This window comes from Burkholderia anthinoferrum (genome assembly GCF_002925705.1).
GTDB lineage: Bacteria > Pseudomonadota > Gammaproteobacteria > Burkholderiales > Burkholderiaceae > Burkholderia > Burkholderia semiarida.
In genome coordinates this window covers 1-16968 of sequence record NZ_LFZP01000020.1, presented here as the reverse complement: position 1 = coordinate 16968, position 16968 = coordinate 1, and the positions used below count along the sequence as shown (strand labels likewise).

Below are 16968 nucleotides of genomic sequence, written 5' to 3'. Positions count from 1 at the left end.
CCTGCCCGCCTTCACTTTCCTCTTCGGCGCGCGCCGCGCTCAGCCGTCCGGCCGGTGCGCAGCCTTTTGCGACACCGGCGCCGGCACGAACCCGCATGCGTCCCAGGGTTCGCCGCGCCCTCTCCTCATCCCGCCAACCTCCGAATCATCAAAACGACGAGCCGGGCTCCCGCAGAAACGCCGTTTCCTCGTCGGTCGACGCGCGACCGAGAATCGCGTTCCGGTGCGGAAAGCGGCCGAAGCGCTCGACGACGGCCGCATGCAGCAACGCGAAGCGGTGATAGCTCTCGCACCCGGCCTCGTCGCGGATGCCCGCGCACAGGCGCACGGCCTCGCGCTGGCTCTCGAGCGACTCGTCGTGCTCGAACGGCAGATATGCGAACGCACGGTGATGCCCGCTCGGCAACCGCGCGTCCCAGCCGGCCGCGACGACGCGGCGGGCGAGCGCGAGCGCCTTCGGATCGGCGGCAAACGCGCGCGGCGTGCCGCGATGGATGTTGCGCGAGAACTGGTCGAGCACGACGATCAACGCCAGCGCGCCCGACGGCGAATCGGCCCAGTGATCGCAGGCGCCGTCGCACGCGGCGTCGAGCAGCGCGCCGTAACGCGTGCGCAGCACGTCGTCGAACGCCGCGCCGCCGTTGAACCAGATCTTGCGGTTCTGCCCGAATTCGGCCGAGCCCGGCTCGCCGAACCAGAAATCGAGAATCTCCCGTGCCTGCGGATCGAGCGCTGCCGCGCCCGCTTTCCCGGTATCGATCGTCATGCAAACTCCAGTACGAGGCGCCGTGTGCGCGCGCTCTTCTTTTCCAGTTTCGCGACCCGCAGGCCGCCGATTTCGGACGTGTTGCGCACGTGCGTGCCGCCGCACGGCTGCAAGTCGACGTTTTCGATGCGCAGCAGCCGCACGCGGCCGAGGCCCATCGGCGGCTTCACGCTCATCGTGCGCACGAGTTCGGGCCGTTGGGCCATCTCGTCGTCGGTGATCCATTCGGTCGTGACCGGATGCGCACCGGCGACGAAGCCCGCGAGGCGCCGCTCGACGTCGTCGCGGTCGATCGACTCGGACGTCGCGAAATCGAGCCGCACGTAGTCGGCCGTCACGCTGCAGCCGTCGACCGCGTACGGCAGCACCGCGCACATCAGATGCGCGGCCGTATGCAGGCGCATGTGCCGATAGCGGCGCAGCCAGTCGATCTGCGCGACCACGCGCGTGCCGGGAGCGAGCGTCGCGACGCTCGCCGCCTGGCCCGGCGCCGGCACATGGACGGCGTCGTCGGGCGTCGCGCCGTCGAACTTCGCCTTGCGCGTGTCGGCGATCGCGATCGTGCTGCCGTCGGGCAGCGTGAGCGTACCGGCGTCGCCGGCCTGGCCGCCGCCGAGCGGATAGAACACCGTGCGGTCGAGCCGGATGCCGTCGTCGCCGACGGCCTGGACGATCGCCTCGCATTGCGTGAGGTACGCGTCTTCGCGAAACAGCGCTTGTGTCGTCATCGGGCGAGCCTCGAATCGATGGGGGAAACGGCCAGTGTCGCGCCGGGCCGCACGGGCGCCCAGACGCAGATCGTCCCGCGCGCGGGCAGCGGCGTACCGGTCGATCAACCGGGCCGGTTGCGCATCCAGTCCGCCGTGTCGTAGAACGAGTGCATGAGCCGCTCGCGCAGCGGCTCCGCCAGCCCGACGTCCTCCATCGCCCACGCCATGCAGCGCAGCCACTGGTCGCGCTCGACCGATGCGATCGGGAACGGCAGGTGCCGCGCGCGCAGCCGCGGATGGCCGAACCGGCCGATGTAGTGGTCGGGGCCGCCGAGCCAGCCGCACAGGAACCAGAACAGCTTGTCGCGCGACCCATCGAGCGACGGCGGGTGCAGCGCGCGAATCTGCGCGAACTCGGGCTCGAGGTCCATCAGGTCGTAGAAGCGGTCCACCATTTCGCGCACGCGGGCTTCGCCGCCCACGAGCTCGAACGCCGTCGGCTGCGACGGCGCGTCGTCATTCACATCGGTCATACGGATAGTCGGGAAACGGAATCTTCGGGGCCGCGGACGACGCTCAGGCGTCGCGCAGCGACTGCAGCGCGGGGCGCCGCAACACATTATGCAGGCTCAGCCAGCCGGCCGCAGCCGCGCAGACGACACCGGCCGCGACGCCGGCCGGCACGAGCCATGGATCGACGGCGAGCTGGAAGTCGAACACGCGCGACGCGAGCACCCAGCCGACCGCGATCGCGCCCGCCGACGCGAGTGCGCCGGCCAGCGTGCCGACCACGACGAATTCGGCGCGCTGCACCGCATTGACCTGCGCGCGCGACGCGCCGAGCGCGCGCAGCAGCGCGGCCTCGCGCACGCGCTCGTCGCGCGAGCCGGCAAGCGCCGTGTACAGCACCAGTACGCCGGCCGCGAGCGTGAACGCGAACAGGAACTGCACCGCGCCGACCACCTGCAGCATCATGCGCTGCAACTGCGCGAGGATTGGCGCGACGTCGATCGCGGTCAGGTTCGGGTAGCGCGCGATCAACGGATCGAGCAGCGCGGCATTCGATGCGGGCAGATGGAAGCTCGTCAGGTAGACGGCCGGGAAATCCTTCAGCACCGGCGGCGGCATCAGCACGAAGAAGTTGACGCGGAACGAGCCCCAGTCGAGCTTGCGCACGCTCGTGATCGGTGCGTCGACCGTCAGCCCCGTCACGTCGAAGCGCAGCGTGTCGCCCGGTTTCACGTTCAGCGTCTTCGCGAGGCCGGCTTCGATCGAGATCTGCGGCGTGGCCGCGGTGCCGAACCAGTCGCCTTCGACGATCCGGTTGTCGGACGGCAACTCGGTCGTGTACGACAGGTTGAATTCGCGATCGACGAGCCGGCGCGCCTCTTCGGACGGGTACGCGTCCGGATTCACCGGCTTGCCGTTGATCGCGACGAGGCGGCCGCGCACCATCGGCGCGGGCACGGCGTCGCGCACGCCGTGCGCGGCCAGATAGGCGGCGACATCGGCGCGCTGGTCGGGCTGGATGTCGATCAGGAACTGGTTCGGCGCATCGGGCGGCGTCGACTGCCGCCAGCCCGCCACGAGGTCGTTGCGCGTGATCGCGATCAGCAGCAGGCACATCAGGCCGAGCGCGAGCGCGGTGATCTGCAGCGCGCTGGCCGTGCCGCGCCGGTGCAGCGACGCCAGCGCGTAACGCCAGCCAACGCCCGCGGCCACCCGCGCGTTACGCACCGCGCGCGCGGCGGCGAACAGCACGAGCCGGGCGATCAGCGCGAACCCGACCAGCGCGCCGGCAAAGCCGCCCGCGACGATCAGGCCGAGCTTCAGGTTGCCGGCGGCCACGATCAGCAGCGCCGCGAACAGCACGACGCCGACCGCATACGCGGCCCACGCGGCGCGCGACGCGTCGCCCCACTCGCGCCGCAGCACGCGCACCGGCGGCACGCGCGTGAGCGGCACGAGCGGCGGCAGCGCGAAACCGAGCAACAGCACGAGCGCCGCACCCATGCCGATCAGCGCCGGCCACAAGGTCGGCGGCGGCAGCACGACGTCGATCAGGCTGCCGAGCGCGGCCAGCAACGCCCAGTGCCCGCCATAGCCGAGCACCGCGCCCGCGGCGCCCGACACGATGCCGACGCCCGCGAATTCGAGCGCGAACAGCGCGCCGAGCGTGCGGCGGCTCACGCCGAGGCAGCGCATCGTCGCGCATCCGTCGAGATGGCGCCGCATGTAGCGCTGCGCGGCCATCGCGATCGCGACCGCCGCGAGCAGCGCGGTCAGCAACGCGACGAGCGTCAGGAAATGACGCGCGCGATCCAGCGTCTGCCGCACCTGCGGCTGCCCTTCCCGCAACGATTCGAGCCCGACGCCGCGCAGCTTCCCGCCGTCGACGCGCGCATGCGCATACGACTCGAAGCGCGCGACGGCCGGTGCGTCGCCGGCGACCAGCAGCCGGTACGTGACGCGGCTGCCGTAGCCCGTGAGCCCCGTCGCGGCGAGCTCGTCCGCGCGCATCATCAGCCGCGGCGAAAAATTGACGAACGAAAAGCCGCGATCGAGCTCGCGGGTGATCGCCGCGGCGACCGTGAACGTGCGCAGCCCGACGCGCACCGTATCGCCCGCCTTCAGGTGCAGCGCGTCGAGCAGCGCCGGATCGGCCCATACGGTGCCGGGCGCGGGAATCGCGGCCGCCTTGTGCGCGACGGCCGCGCCGGCCGGCAGGATCTCGACCGCGCCGCGCAGCGGATAGCCGGGCGACACGGCCTTCACGGCCGCAAGGCGCGACGGCGCCGCATCGGCGGCCTGCCCGCCCGCGGCGGACGCGATCATGCTCGGGAAGATGGCGGTCGTCGCGGTACGCAGGCCGAGCGCGCGGGCCTGCCGGTCGAACGACGGATCGACGGGACGATCGGCGCGCACGACGAAATCGGCGCCGAGCATCTGGCGCGCGTCGCGCTCGAGCCCCTGGCGCAGGCGGTCGGCGAGAAAGCCGACGCTCGTCAGTGCCGCGACCGCGAGCACCAGCGCGAGGACCAGCAGCGTCAGTTCGCCCGCGCGCCAGTCGCGCGCGGTCATCCGGGCAGCCTGGTGGATCAGGTCGCGCAGGCCGAAACGGCCGCCATGCACGCGCCCGTCATGGCCGGAGGGCCCGGCCGGCGGCTGCGCCGCGTGTTGCGGCCCCTTCAATCGCGTTTCCCTCCGATCGAATTGAGCCGCGACACCATGTGGTTCGCCATTCCGCGGAAGCCGCCGGACACGCCGCGCCACAGGCGCGGCAGCGCCCACGCCGACGCCGCGATGAACGCGGCAAGCAGCACGAGGAACGCGAGTGGAACGAAGAAGGCGAGCGCGAGCCCGCCGACCACGAGACCGTCCTCGGTCGACGACGCGAACCAGTTCGAAATCGGTTCGGGAGACAGGTTGATCAGCGCACGCGTGCCGGCCTTCGCCACGTGCGCGGCGCCGGCGAGCGAGCCGCCGGCCAGCCCCGCGACCGCCAGCATGGTCGGATCGGCATGGCCGAGCGCGCCGGCCGCGAGCACGGCGCCGGCCGGAATGCGAATGAAGGTATGCACGGCATCCCACAGCGAGTCGAACGCGGGGATCTTGTCGGCAAGGAATTCGGTCACGGCGAGCACGGCAGCGGCGCCGATGACCCACGGCGACATCAGCACGGCCAGCGTGTCGGGCAGATGGAGCCAGCCGAACCGCGCCAGCACGCCGGCGATCAGCACCGTCAGGTACAGGCGCAGGCCGCTCGCCCACGCGAGCCCCGCGCCGAGGGAAATGGCTTCGATCATGGCCCTCTCCTTGCACTTTCCGTGCGTTTTGCCGATTGACCGCATCGGGTCGGACAGACTGGCCGCGCGGCGCGTGGCGACCGGCACCGCGTGCCGCGACAGGCACGACGGTATTCAGGCCCGAATACGTTCCATTATAGACAGGCTGGCCGGGCAACCGGCGCAATTGCGCGAGGCGGCGCGGCGCCCGGGCGCACGCGCGCCCGGGATACCGTCGTCAGGCGGCCGACGACAGCTTCAGGCCGACCAGCCCCGCGACGATCAGCGCCGCGCTCGCGACGCGCGCGGCGGTCAGCGCCTCGCCCATCATCACGATGCCGAACACGAACGCGCCGACCGCGCCGATGCCCGTCCACACCGCGTACGCGGTGCCGAGCGGCAACTGGCGCATCGCGACCGCGAGCAGCCCGAAGCTGGCCAGCGCCGTCACGATCGTGAACACCGACGGACCGAGCTTCGTGAAGCCGTCCGACGATTTCAAGCCGGCCGCCCAGGCCACTTCCAGCAAACCGGCGATCAACAACCATACCCACGCCATCTCGACGTACTCCGTATCGGATGGGGCCGTCCCCGTTAAAGCGAATGACCCGGGGTCGTCCCCGGGCGGCGCCGAGTATAACAAGCGGCTTACAGGCCTGCCGGCGGCCGGTGCGGGGGCGCAGCGGGCCGCGCGGTCAGTTCGCCACGCGCTTGGGCGCGCCCCCGCCGACGCAGCGGTCGTCGCGGTACAGCGCCCACTCCTCGCACACGCGGCCGTCCTTGAACACGCACATGCCGACCTGCCCGCTCGACAGGTTACGGATCACATGGCGACCGCCGAGCTTCTCGCAGTTGACCGACGCGGGATTGGCCAGCGCCGCCCGCGCGGGCGGCTGCTGCCCGGGCGGCAGCGGCTGGGCGAACGCGCCGGGCGCAGCCAGCGCCAGCGCACAGATGACGACCAGACGGACGGACATTGCACGCTCCTCGTTTTCGTTCGGGGAACGGTCAGGATAGCGGGGATTGCGCGGCCGGTGTGCAAGGCCGGCCGCGGTCGCGAAACTGTCGCGCCGGCGCAACCCTGCCGGCGCGCGGCCCCGCACCGCCCGTCACACGGCGCCGACGAGCCGGTAGCCGACGCCCGTCTCGGTGACGATGTGCTCGGGCTGCGCGGGATCGGCCTCGAGCTTCTGGCGCAGGTGCGCCATGTAGATGCGCAGGTAGTGATGGCTCTCGACGTGCGACGGCCCCCACACGTCGCGCAGCAGCTGGCGATGCGTGAGCACGCGCCCCGCGTGGCGCACGAGCGTCGCGAGCAGCCGGTATTCGAGCGGCGTCAGGTGCACGATCGCGTCGTCGCGCCACACCTGGCGCAGCGCGAGATCGACGCTCACGGCGCCGAAGGTCACCTTCGGCGACTCGTTCGCGCCGCCCTGGTTGCGCCGGCGCAGTTGCGCGCGAATCCGCGCGCGCAGTTCGGACACGCCGAACGGCTTGGTCAGGTAATCGTCGGCGCCCGCATCGAGCGCCGCGACCTTCTCCTCTTCCTGCGTGCGGGCCGACAGCACGATCACCGGCACCTCGGACCAGCCGCGCAGCTCGCGGATCACGTCGAGGCCGTCGGTGTCCGGTAGCCCGAGGTCGACGATCACGAGGTCGGGCTTGCGCGTCGCCGCGTCGATCAACCCCTGCTTGCCCGTCTCGGCTTCGAACACCGCGATGTCCTCCTCTTCGAGCGCGGCGCGCACGAAGCGGCGGATCTGCTTTTCGTCCTCGATCAGGACGACGGTCAGGGTGGGTTCACTCATGGTCGGGCAATGACTCGGATGGGGGCGATGCGTCCGGCAGGTCGGATTCGTCGTCGGGCACGGCCGGTGCGGCCGGCGGCGTGTCGACCGGCAGCGTGAACCAGAAGCGCGCGCCCGTCACGCGGCCGTCGGGCGCGGTGCGGTTGAGTGCGCCGATTTTACCGCCGTGCGCCTCGACGATCGCACGGCAGATCGCGAGGCCGAGCCCGATGCCCGGCGTCGCCGATTCCTTCTCGCCGCGCGTGAACTTGTCGAAGATCCGCGCCTCCATGCCGGCCGGAAGGCCCGGGCCGTGATCGTCGACGTGCACGCGCACGAACGGGCTCCCGTCGTCGGTCACGCGCTCCGCGCCGATGTCGAGCGACGTATCGGGCGGCGTGTACTTCGCCGCGTTCTCGAACAGGTTGGTGAACAGCCGCTCCATCAGCACCGCGTCCATCTGCAGCAACGGCAGGTCGGCCGGCAACGCGACGCGCACGGGATGGCGCGCGAGCACGCGCCGGCAGGCGGCAAGCGCGGCGCCGACGGTTTCCTCGAGCAGCGACCACTGGCGCTTGAGCTGCAGGCTGCCGGCCTGCAGCCGCGCCATGTCGAGCAGGTTCGTGACGATGCCCGTCATGCGCAGCGCCTCGTCGTGAATCGCGTCGACGAGCTCGCCCTCGCGCTGCGCGAGGCGCGCGGCCGCCGCGCCGTCGCCGGCCTGCGCGGCCGCGCGCCCGTTCGCGAGCATCGACGAGAAGCCGACGATCGTCGTGAGCGGCGTGCGCAGGTCGTGCGAGATCGCCGACAGCAGCGAGTTGCGAAGCCGCTCGGATTCCATGTTGACGAGCGCGTCGCGCGCGATCTCGACGTAGTGCACGCGCTCCAGCGCGAGCGCGATCTGCGCGGCGAATGCGTCGAGCATCCGCTGCTGCTCGGGCACCTCGAGTTCGCGCGGCTCGCGCGATGCGACCGCAAGCACGCCGCGCGTGCGCATCGGCGCCTTCAGCGGCAGGTACAGCGCGGCCGTCGCCGGCAAGGTATCGGTGCCGCGCCCGGCCGGCTTCTGTTGGTCGTACACCCACTGGCCGACGTCGCTGTCGAGCTCCGCGCCCGTCAGCGTGACGGCCGCATCGGGCTCCTCGATCTTCTGGCGCACCTGGTCGGCACTGTCGGGCAGCAGGATCGCGACGCGCGCGCGGAACACCTCGCCGACGTGGCGGCTGCCGATTTCGACGATCTGCTCGGTCGTCAGCGCCGCGCCGAGCTCGCGCGCCATCGCGTAGATCGCGCCGGTGCGGCGCTCGCGGCGCTGCGCGACGCTCGCCTGGCGCGTGAGCGTCGACGTCAGGTGGCTGATCACGAGCGACGTCAGCAGCATCCCGAAGAAGGTCAGCAGGTATTGCGTGTCGCTGACCGAGAACGACATGCGCGGCGGCACGAAGAAGAAATCGAACGCGGCCACCGACAGGAACGACTGCAGCACGCCCGGGCCGCGCCCGAGCCGGACGGCCGAGAACACCACGCCGAGCAGGTACAGCATCACGAGGTTCGTGAGGTCGAGCCGCGCGGACACGACGCTCGCGACGACGGTGATCGCCGCGCAGATCGCGGCCGCATACGCGTAGTGGCGCGGCGGCGAGCGGTGCGTGCCGAACTGCGCGAACGCATCGCGCCAGTCGCGCGCCCGCGCGTCGAGCGGCGCGGCGCGCGCCTCGTCGCTCGCGGACGCGCGAATCAGCATCAGGTCGACGTCGCCCGCGCGTTCCGCCAGTTGCTCGCCGAACGGCCGCGCGAAGCGGCGCGCGAGCCCGACCTTCGGCGAGCCGCCCGCGACGAGCTTCGACACGTTGCGGACCTTCGCATAGCCGATCAGCGCGGCGACCGCGTCGGCGCCGGCGAGCGTGGCCGTCTCCGCGCCGAGCTCGGCCGCGAGCTTCAGCGCGTCGAGCGTGCGCTGCCGCCGCGCGTCGGGCAGCCGCTGCAGGCGCGGCGTCTCGACGTACACGGCGATCCAGTCGGCCTTCAGGCTCGCGGCGAGGCGCGCGGCCGCACGCACGAGCGTCGGCGCCTCGGCGCCCGGGCCGACGCACACGAGCAGCCGCTCGCGCGCCTGCCAGATGCGCTGGATCGAACGGTCGGCGCGGTACTCGCGCATCTGCGCGTCGACGCGATCGGCCGTGCGCCGCAGCGCCAGCTCGCGCAGCGCGATCAGGTTGCCCTTGCGGAAGAAGTTGCGCACCGCGCGCTCGGCCTGCTGCGCGAGATAGACCTTGCCGTCGCGCATCCGCTCGAGCAGTTCCTCGGCCGGCAGGTCGACGAGCGTGACTTCGTCGGCCGCGTCGAACACGCGATCGGGCACGGTCTCCCACACGCGGATGCCGGTGATCGCGCCGACCACGTCGTTCAGGCTTTCGAGGTGCTGGACGTTGACGGTCGTATATACGTCGATGCCCGCGTCGAGCAGCTCGTAGACGTCCTGCCAGCGCTTCAGGTGCCGCGCGCCCTGCACGTTCGAATGCGCGAGCTCGTCGACGAGGATCAGTTGCGGCGCCCGCGCGAGCGCGCCGTCGAGATCGAATTCGGCGAGCGTGCGGCCGCGATAGTCGATGCGGGCGGACGGCAGCACGTCGAGGCCGTCGAGCAGCGCGGCCGTCTCGGCGCGGCCGTGGGTCTCGACGATGCCGACGACGACGTCGACGCCTTCCTGCACGCGCTGACGCGCGGCCTGCAGCATCGCGTAGGTCTTGCCGACGCCGGCGGACGCGCCGAAGAAGATCTTGAGCTGGCCGCGCCGCTGCTTTTCTTCGTCTCGCTGCAGCTTGTCGAGGAGTTGGTCGGGATCGGGACGATTCATGCGTGAGGAAAGCGGAGCGCCCGGATGCGCGCGGGTACGAGCATTGTGGTTCCAAATCGCCGCAAAAGGCAAAGACGGCGCGCGCGCCGTCGGGAAAAGCGCATCCGGCACGGTTCAGGCCGCGCCGGATGCCGGTCAGCCCGCGCGACCGATCAGTGCGCGGCCTGCGCCGCGTCGAGCGCGAGGTTCAGCTTCAGCACGTTCACGCGCGGCTCGCCGAGCACGCCGAACTGGCGGCCCGTCGTGTTCGCGGCGACGAGTTGCGCGACCGCGTCCGGCGCCAGGCCGCGCGCCTTCGCGACGCGCTCGACCTGGTACGCGGCGGCGGCCGGCGTGATCTCCGGATCGAGGCCGCTGGCGGACGCCGTCACGAGGTCCACCGGCACCGGCTTCGACAGGTCGGTGCCCGCATCGCGCAGCGCGGCGATGCGCGCCTTCACCTGATCGGCGAGCGACGGGTTCAGCGGGCCGAGGTTCGAGCCGCCGGAGCCGGCTGCGTTGTACGGCATCGGCGCGGTGGCCGACAGCCGGCCCCAGAAATACTTCGGCGCGTCGAACGGCTGGCCGATCAGCGCGGAGCCGACGACCTTGCCGTTCTGCTCGATCAGGCTGCCGTTGGCCTGCGACGGAAACACGGCCTGACCGAACACGGTCATCACGGCCGGGTAAGCGAGCCCCGTCACGGCGGTCAGGACCACGAACAGCACGACGAGCGGGCGAATCAACGATTTCATGATGGTTCCTTCAAGTGCGGCGGGCTCAGGCCCAGCCGAGCGCGGCGAGCGTCATGTCGATCAGCTTGATGAACGGGAACGGCAGCAGCACGCCGCCGAGGCCATAGACCAGCAGGTTGCGCCGCAAGAGCGACGCGGCGCCGAGCGGCCGGTAGGTCACGCCCTTCAGCGCGAGCGGAATCAGCGCGACGATGATCAGTGCGTTGAAGATCACCGCGGACAGGATCGCGGACGCCGGCGACGTCAGGTGCATGATGTCGAGCACGCGCAGTTGCGGGTAGGTCGTCACGAACGCGGCCGGGATGATCGCGAAGTACTTCGCGATGTCGTTCGCGATCGAGAACGTCGTCAGCGAGCCGCGCGTCATCAGCATCTGCTTGCCGATCTCGACGATCTCGATCAGCTTCGTCGGGTTCGAGTCGAGGTCGACCATGTTGCCGGCTTCCTTCGCCGCCTGCGTGCCGGTGTTCATCGCCACTGCGACGTCGGCCTGCGCGAGCGCCGGCGCGTCGTTGGTGCCGTCGCCCGTCATCGCGACGAGACGCCCGGCCGCCTGATGCTCGCGAATCGTCGCGAGCTTGGTTTCCGGCGTCGCTTCCGCGAGGAAATCGTCGACGCCCGCTTCCGCCGCGATCGCCGCGGCCGTCAGCCGGTTGTCGCCCGTCACCATCACGGTCTTGATGCCCATCTTGCGCAGCTCCGCGAAGCGCTCCTTGATGCCGCCCTTCACGATGTCCTTCAGCTCGATCACGCCGAGCACGCGCGCCACCCCGTCCTGCAGGTCGGCCACGACGAGCGGCGTGCTGCCGCGGCGCGCGACGTCGTCCACCGCGCGGCGCACTTCGTCCGGAAAGCGGCTGCCGTGCGTCTCGACGTAGCGGCGGATCGCGTCGGCCGCGCCCTTGCGGATCTCGCGGCCCGGCAGGTCGACGCCGCTCATCCGCGTCTGCGCGGAAAAGCCGAGGAACGTCGCGTGCAGTTGCGCCATGTCGCGCTGGCGAATGTTGAAGCGCTCCTTCGCGAGCACGACGATGCTGCGGCCTTCCGGCGTTTCGTCGGCGAGCGACGACAATTGCGCGGCATCGGCCAGCGCTTCCTCGGTCACGCCCGGCGCCGGCACGAACGCGGACGCCTGGCGGTTGCCGAGCGTGATCGTGCCGGTCTTGTCGAGCAGCAGCACGTCGACGTCGCCGGCCGCTTCCACCGCGCGGCCCGACGTCGCGATCACGTTCGCCTGCATCATCCGGCTCATCCCGGCCACGCCGATCGCGGACAGCAAGCCGCCGATCGTCGTCGGGATCAGGCACACGAGCAGCGCGACGAGCGCGGTGATCGTCACCACGTGGCCGGCCTTCATCGCTTCGACCGAGAACATCGAGAACGGCAGCAGCGTCGCGGTCGCGAGCAGCATCACGATCGTCAATGCGACGAGCAGGATCGTCAGCGCGACCTCGTTCGGCGTTTTCTTGCGCTTCGCGCCTTCGACCATCGCGATCATCCGGTCGAGGAACGCCTCGCCGGGGTTCGCGGTGACCTTGACGACGATCCAGTCGGACAGCACGCGCGTGCCGCCCGTCACCGACGAAAAGTCGCCGCCCGATTCGCGGATCACCGGCGCGGATTCGCCGGTGATCGCCGACTCGTCGACCGACGCGACGCCGTCGACGACCTCGCCGTCGGCCGGGATCACGTCGCCGGTCTCGACCAGCACGACGTCGCCTTTGCGCAGATCGGACGCGGTCGTGATGCGGATCGGCGACTTCGGATGCGGCTCGTTCAGCTTCTTCGCCATCACGTCCTTCTTCGCGCTGCGCAGCGACGCGGCCTGCGCCTTCGAGCGCCCTTCGGCGAGCGCTTCGGCGAAGTTCGCGAACAGCACCGTGAACCACAGCCACAGCGCGATCGCGAGGATGAAGCCCGCGGGCGCCTCGGCCTGGCCGGCGAGCGCCGCGATCCACAGGATCGTGGTGAGGATGCTGCCGACGTACACGCAGAACATCACCGGGTTGCGGAACTGCGTGCGCGGCGTGAGTTTCTTGAACGAATCCACGATCGCTGGGCGCAGCAGCGCCGGATCGAACATGGACCGTGTTGCGGAATGTTGAGTCATTGCGATCTCTTCAAGCTCTTCAGTCTTTTATGTGTCGCCATGCGGGCGCGTCACGGGTGGATCACGCGCCCAGCCACATCATCAGGTGCTCGACGCCCGGGCCCAGCGCGAGCGCCGGCACGTAGGTCAGCGCGCCCACCAGCATCACCGTGCCGAGCAGCAGCACGACGAACAACGGGCCGTGGGTCGGCAGCGTGCCGCTCGTCACCGCGATGCGCTTCTTCGCGGCGAGGGAACCTGCGATCGCCAGCACCGGCACGATCGTGCCGAAACGGCCGAACCACATCGCGATCGCGGTCATCCAGTTGTAGAACGGCGTGCCGACCGTCAGGCCCGCGAACGCGCTGCCGTTGTTGTTCGCGGCGGAGCTGAACGCATAGAGGATTTCCGAGAAGCCGTGCGGGCCGGGGTTCGCGATGCCGGCCTTGCCCGCGTCGGCGAGCACGGCGATCGACGTGCCGACCAGCACGAGCAGCGGCGTGAGCAGCACGACGATCGACACCATCTTCATCTCGTACGACTCGATCTTCTTGCCGACGTATTCCGGCGTGCGGCCGATCATCAGGCCGGCGACGAACACCGCGAGCAGCGCGAACACGAGCATCCCGTAGAGGCCCGAGCCGACCCCGCCGTAGACCACCTCGCCGAGTTGCATCAGCAGCATCGGCACGAGGCCGCCGAGCGGGGTCAGTGAATCGTGCATCGCGTCGACCGCGCCGCACGACGCGGCCGTGGTCGCGACCGTGAAGATGCCGGTCTGCGCGATCCCGAAGCGCGTTTCCTTGCCTTCCATGTTGCCGCCCGGCTGCAGCGCGCCGGCCGACTGGTCGACGCGCAGCGCGGCGAGCGTCGGGTTGCCGGCCTGCTCGGCGCTCACCTCGACGCCGATCGCGATGACGAACGCGACCGTCATCGCCGCGAGCACCGCGACGCCCTGCCGGCGGTCGCCGATCATGCGGCCGAACACGAGACACAGCGCGGCCGGGATGATCAGGATCGAGAAGATCTGCAGAAAGTTCGCGAACGGCGTCGGGTTCTCGAACGGGTGCGCGGAGTTCGCGTTGAAGAAGCCGCCGCCGTTGGTGCCGAGCATCTTGATCGCTTCCTGCGAGGCAACCGGGCCCATCGCGAGCGTCTGCTTCGTGAGCGGCGTCGTCACCGTGACCGGGTTGCCCTTGTCGTCCTTCACCGGGTTGCCCTGCGCGTCGAGCTTCGGCGCCGCGTAGGTGCTCGCCTGCAACACCGGCACGTCCTGGTACGCCTTCATGTTCTGCAGCACACCCTGGCTCATCAGCAGCGCGGCGACGAGCGCCGCCATCGGCACGAGCACGTACAGCGTCACGCGCGTGAGGTCAACCCAGAAGTTGCCGATCGTCTGCGCGGTGTGGCGCGCGAAGCCGCGGATCAGCGCGATCACGACGACGATGCCGGTCGCCGCCGACAGGAAGTTCTGCACGGTCAGGCCGAGCATCTGCGACAGATAGCTGACGGTCTGCTCGGGCGCGTAGTCCTGCCAGTTCGTGTTGGCGACGAAGCTGACGGCCGTGTTGAACGCGCCGTCGGGCGTCATCGCGCCGAACTGCTGCGGGTTGCCGGGCAGGAAGCCCTGCAGGCGCAGCAGCGCGTAAAGGAACAGCACGCCGAGCGCGTTGAACGCGATCGTCGCGATCGTGTACTGCTTCCAGTTCATTTCGGTGCCCGCATCGACGCCGGCGATGCGGTACAGCACGCGTTCGAGCGGCGCGAACACACGCACGACCCGCGAACTGCCGTCCATCACGGCGCTCAGGTAGCGCGCGACCGGCACGGCCGCCGCCAGCAGCACGACGATGAACAGCAGCGTCTGCAACAGGTTGTTCGCGTTCATTCGATGTCCTCCGCGCGCAGCAGCGCAAAGACGAGATACGCGAACAGCAGGGCCGTCGAGGCGCCCGCCAGCCAAAGCATCCAGGTCATGCGCGCCCCCCGCGACCGTATTGCACGAGCTTGTCGCAACCGGCAAGCAAACCGAGGATCAGCGCGGTGAAGAGCACCAGTGCGCCGATGAAAACCCCATCCATTTTTATGTTCTCCGTCGTCGAAATCGGACGACTAGAACCTTATGGGAACGCGCGTAAAGGGCGGGTCAAAGCTATCGGGGCGGGTGTAAAAAACGCGTAAACGCGCGGGGCGGGACCGGAGCGAATCGAGGCGGGACGGACGGCGCGGCGGCGCCGCCCGCGACAGGCGCGTACCGGCGCGGCGCCGGCACGCGGGAGCGGATCAGGGAACGAGGATCGTCGAACCGGTGGTCTTGCGTGCTTCCAGATCGGCATGCGCGCGACCGACTTCGGCGAGCGGATAGCGCTGGTTGATGCTCGTCTTCACCTTGCCCGACAGGATCACGTCGAACAGCTCGGCGGCCGCGGCTTCGAGATCGGCGCGCTTCGCGATGTACGAGAACAGCGTCGGCCGCGTGAAGAACAGCGAGCCGCGCGACGAAAACTCCTTCGAGTCGATCGCCGGCAGCGGGCCCGATGCATTGCCGAAGCTGACGAAGTAGCCGAGCGGCGCGAGGCAGTCGAGCGAGCCGACGTAGGTGTCCTTGCCGATCGAATCGTAGACGACCGGAACGCCCGCGCCGCTCGTGATCTCCTTCACGCGCTGCGTGAAGTTCTCGCGCGTATAGACGATCGGATGATCGCAACCGTGCGCCTTCGCGAGTTCGGCCTTCTCGTCGGAGCCGACCGTGCCGATCACGGTCGCGCCGAGCGCCTTCGCCCACTGGCACACGAGCAGGCCGACGCCGCCGGCCGCCGCGTGGATCAGGATCGTGTCGCCGGCCTTCACCGGGTACGTGCGGCGCAGCAGGTAGTGGGCGGTCAGCCCCTGCAGCATCACCGACGCCGCGTCGTCGTAGCTGATCCCGTCGGGCAGCTTCACGAGCCGCTCGGCCGGCATCACGCGCTCTTGCGCGTATGCGCCGGGCGGCTGCCCGACATAGGCGACGCGGTCGCCGGTCTTGAACGCGGTCACGCCATCGCCGACGGCCGTCACCTCGCCCGCCGCCTCCATCCCGAGGCCGCCGGGCAGCGGCTGCGGATACAGGCCCGTGCGGAAATACACGTCGATGTAGTTGAGCCCGACCGCGTGCTGCCGGATGCGGACTTCGCCCGCCTTCGGCGCGCCGACCTCGACGTCGACCCACTTCATCACGTCCGGGCCGCCCGGCTGGTCGTATCGGATTGCTTTCGGCATCGTTTCGCTCCTCGTTTGTCTGGGATCTGGAAATCCGGTTCGGCGAATGCATCGACGTCGTCCCAACGGCGATGCGTGTGAACGCGGGTCATGGCGGACGATTCTCGCGCGTCGTGCGCGGTCGTGCAGTGCGTCGTCGCAAATCCTTCATATCGGTAGGGTTTTCGCGGAAAACGGATCGCACGAGCCGCGCGTGCGGAAAACGGCGCGGTATGAGACCGGTCGCTGCCGTTCGTTTCCCCTGCTTGCGCAGTCAATGATGTTCGGCACACTTCGTAACGTTGACGTCACGTCGCTCGCGCCGCGATGGCCGGACCCGGCCGGTCGGCCATTTCTCGCCTCGCGCCCCGCGCGCAAAGGATCTGCCGCGCGGCGTCGACGCGCTTTTCCCGCACCGGCGAATGCCGACGTCGATCGGGCGGGAAACCGGTTGTCGCCAAGGTCGTTTACGAGATGACGACCGTGCTAATTTGCCTGCTGCCCAATTCGCCCAGTCCACGCCATGAAGCTCGCTCTTGCCCGGAACGTGTTTGTTTTCGCGTCGTTGTCCGCAAGTATCGGCAGCGCAACCGCGGCCCCGGTACCGCGTGCGGACGGCGTCCGTTTGCTCGACGGCCTGAGCCGTTTCGACAACACGCCGTATGGCGGCGCCGAGCGCCACGCGATGGCCGGGTATCTGGCGGGCGTCGCCGATGCGACCGAAGGCAAGGACTGGTGCGACAACGGGCGTGTCAAACCGGGGGAAATCGATTCGGAAGTGCTCCACGATCTCGGGAAACGGCCAAGAGATGCGCTGAAGGCGAATGCGGCAGTCCTGGTCACATACGTCTTGCGACAAAAATACCCGTGCCGTTAGCAGCGCCTGAAATACCAAACATTGCCTCTCACCGGAACGAAACGAACGGCTAGTGTCCTGTTCCGCTGATTCGCGAGCAAAGTCGATGCAGCTTTTCGAGGATGGAATCGGCTGACGCGGTCCAGA

Annotated in this window: 15 protein-coding genes; 1 reads left to right on the top strand and 14 read right to left on the bottom strand. The window is 69.8% G+C overall.

All coding sequences use genetic code 11. The annotated features are described in order from the left end of the window. Positions 1–148 precede the first annotated feature (148 nt). The 14 genes from C5F75_RS06490 to C5F75_RS06425 form a co-directional block, all read right to left on the bottom strand. Positions 149–766: a DUF924 family protein gene (locus C5F75_RS06490; protein WP_059583645.1), complete on the bottom strand. Its 618-nt coding sequence runs from the start codon at positions 764–766 to the stop codon at positions 149–151. Then, positions 763–1494 carry an alanyl-tRNA editing protein gene (locus C5F75_RS06485; protein WP_059583647.1) on the bottom strand — a complete coding sequence of 244 codons (732 nt, stop codon included), beginning with the start codon at positions 1492–1494 and terminating at the stop codon, positions 763–765. The genes C5F75_RS06490 and C5F75_RS06485 overlap by 4 nt, the downstream gene beginning before the upstream one ends. A gap of 104 nt (positions 1495–1598) precedes the next feature. After that, positions 1599–2009 carry a group II truncated hemoglobin gene (locus C5F75_RS06480; RefSeq protein ID WP_059583648.1) on the bottom strand — a complete coding sequence of 137 codons (411 nt, stop codon included), beginning with the start codon at positions 2007–2009 and terminating at the stop codon, positions 1599–1601. Positions 2010–2052: 43 nt separating this feature from the next. Beyond that, on the bottom strand, positions 2053–4668 hold the full coding sequence (locus C5F75_RS06475) for an ABC transporter permease (protein WP_059583650.1): 2616 nt from the start codon (positions 4666–4668) through the stop codon (positions 2053–2055). Then, on the bottom strand, positions 4665–5282 hold the full coding sequence (locus C5F75_RS06470; protein WP_059583651.1) for a DUF4126 domain-containing protein: 618 nt from the start codon (positions 5280–5282) through the stop codon (positions 4665–4667). The genes C5F75_RS06475 and C5F75_RS06470 overlap by 4 nt, the downstream gene beginning before the upstream one ends. 217 nt (positions 5283–5499) lie before the next feature. Further along, the gene (sugE, locus tag C5F75_RS06465) at positions 5500–5820 is read right to left on the bottom strand and encodes a quaternary ammonium compound efflux SMR transporter SugE (protein ID WP_034190777.1); all 321 of its coding nucleotides are present in this window, start codon (positions 5818–5820) and stop codon (positions 5500–5502) included. Positions 5821–5956: 136 nt separating this feature from the next. Beyond that, the gene (locus C5F75_RS06460) at positions 5957–6238 is read right to left on the bottom strand and encodes a putative hemolysin (RefSeq protein ID WP_059583653.1); all 282 of its coding nucleotides are present in this window, start codon (positions 6236–6238) and stop codon (positions 5957–5959) included. 132 nt (positions 6239–6370) lie between these two features. After that, positions 6371–7069, bottom strand: coding sequence for a two-component system response regulator KdpE (gene kdpE, locus C5F75_RS06455; protein ID WP_059583654.1), 699 nt, complete (start codon positions 7067–7069; stop codon positions 6371–6373). Continuing rightward, a complete protein-coding gene (locus tag C5F75_RS06450; protein ID WP_089465013.1) occupies positions 7062–9905 on the bottom strand; it encodes a DUF4118 domain-containing protein in 2844 nt (947 codons plus the stop codon). Before C5F75_RS06450 ends, kdpE begins: the two co-directional genes overlap by 8 nt. 152 nt (positions 9906–10057) lie before the next feature. Then, a complete protein-coding gene (kdpC, locus tag C5F75_RS06445; protein WP_104011997.1) occupies positions 10058–10639 on the bottom strand; it encodes a potassium-transporting ATPase subunit KdpC in 582 nt (193 codons plus the stop codon). Positions 10640–10664: 25 nt separating this feature from the next. Next, on the bottom strand, positions 10665–12749 hold the full coding sequence (gene kdpB, locus C5F75_RS06440) for a potassium-transporting ATPase subunit KdpB (RefSeq protein ID WP_060312065.1): 2085 nt from the start codon (positions 12747–12749) through the stop codon (positions 10665–10667). 61 nt (positions 12750–12810) lie between these two features. Next, positions 12811–14616, bottom strand: coding sequence for a potassium-transporting ATPase subunit KdpA (kdpA, locus tag C5F75_RS06435; protein WP_059646545.1), 1806 nt, complete (start codon positions 14614–14616; stop codon positions 12811–12813). Continuing rightward, the gene (kdpF, locus tag C5F75_RS06430; protein WP_006752209.1) at positions 14613–14705 is read right to left on the bottom strand and encodes a K(+)-transporting ATPase subunit F; all 93 of its coding nucleotides are present in this window, start codon (positions 14703–14705) and stop codon (positions 14613–14615) included. The genes kdpA and kdpF overlap by 4 nt, the downstream gene beginning before the upstream one ends. 306 nt (positions 14706–15011) lie before the next feature. Beyond that, positions 15012–15986, bottom strand: a complete 975-nt coding sequence (locus C5F75_RS06425) for a quinone oxidoreductase family protein (RefSeq protein WP_104011996.1) — start codon at positions 15984–15986, stop codon at positions 15012–15014. A gap of 604 nt (positions 15987–16590) precedes the next feature. Between C5F75_RS06425 and C5F75_RS06420 the strand changes: the two genes are divergently transcribed. Then, on the top strand, positions 16591–16842 hold the full coding sequence (locus C5F75_RS06420) for a Rap1a/Tai family immunity protein (protein WP_146075171.1): 252 nt from the start codon (positions 16591–16593) through the stop codon (positions 16840–16842). Positions 16843–16968 lie beyond the last annotated feature (126 nt).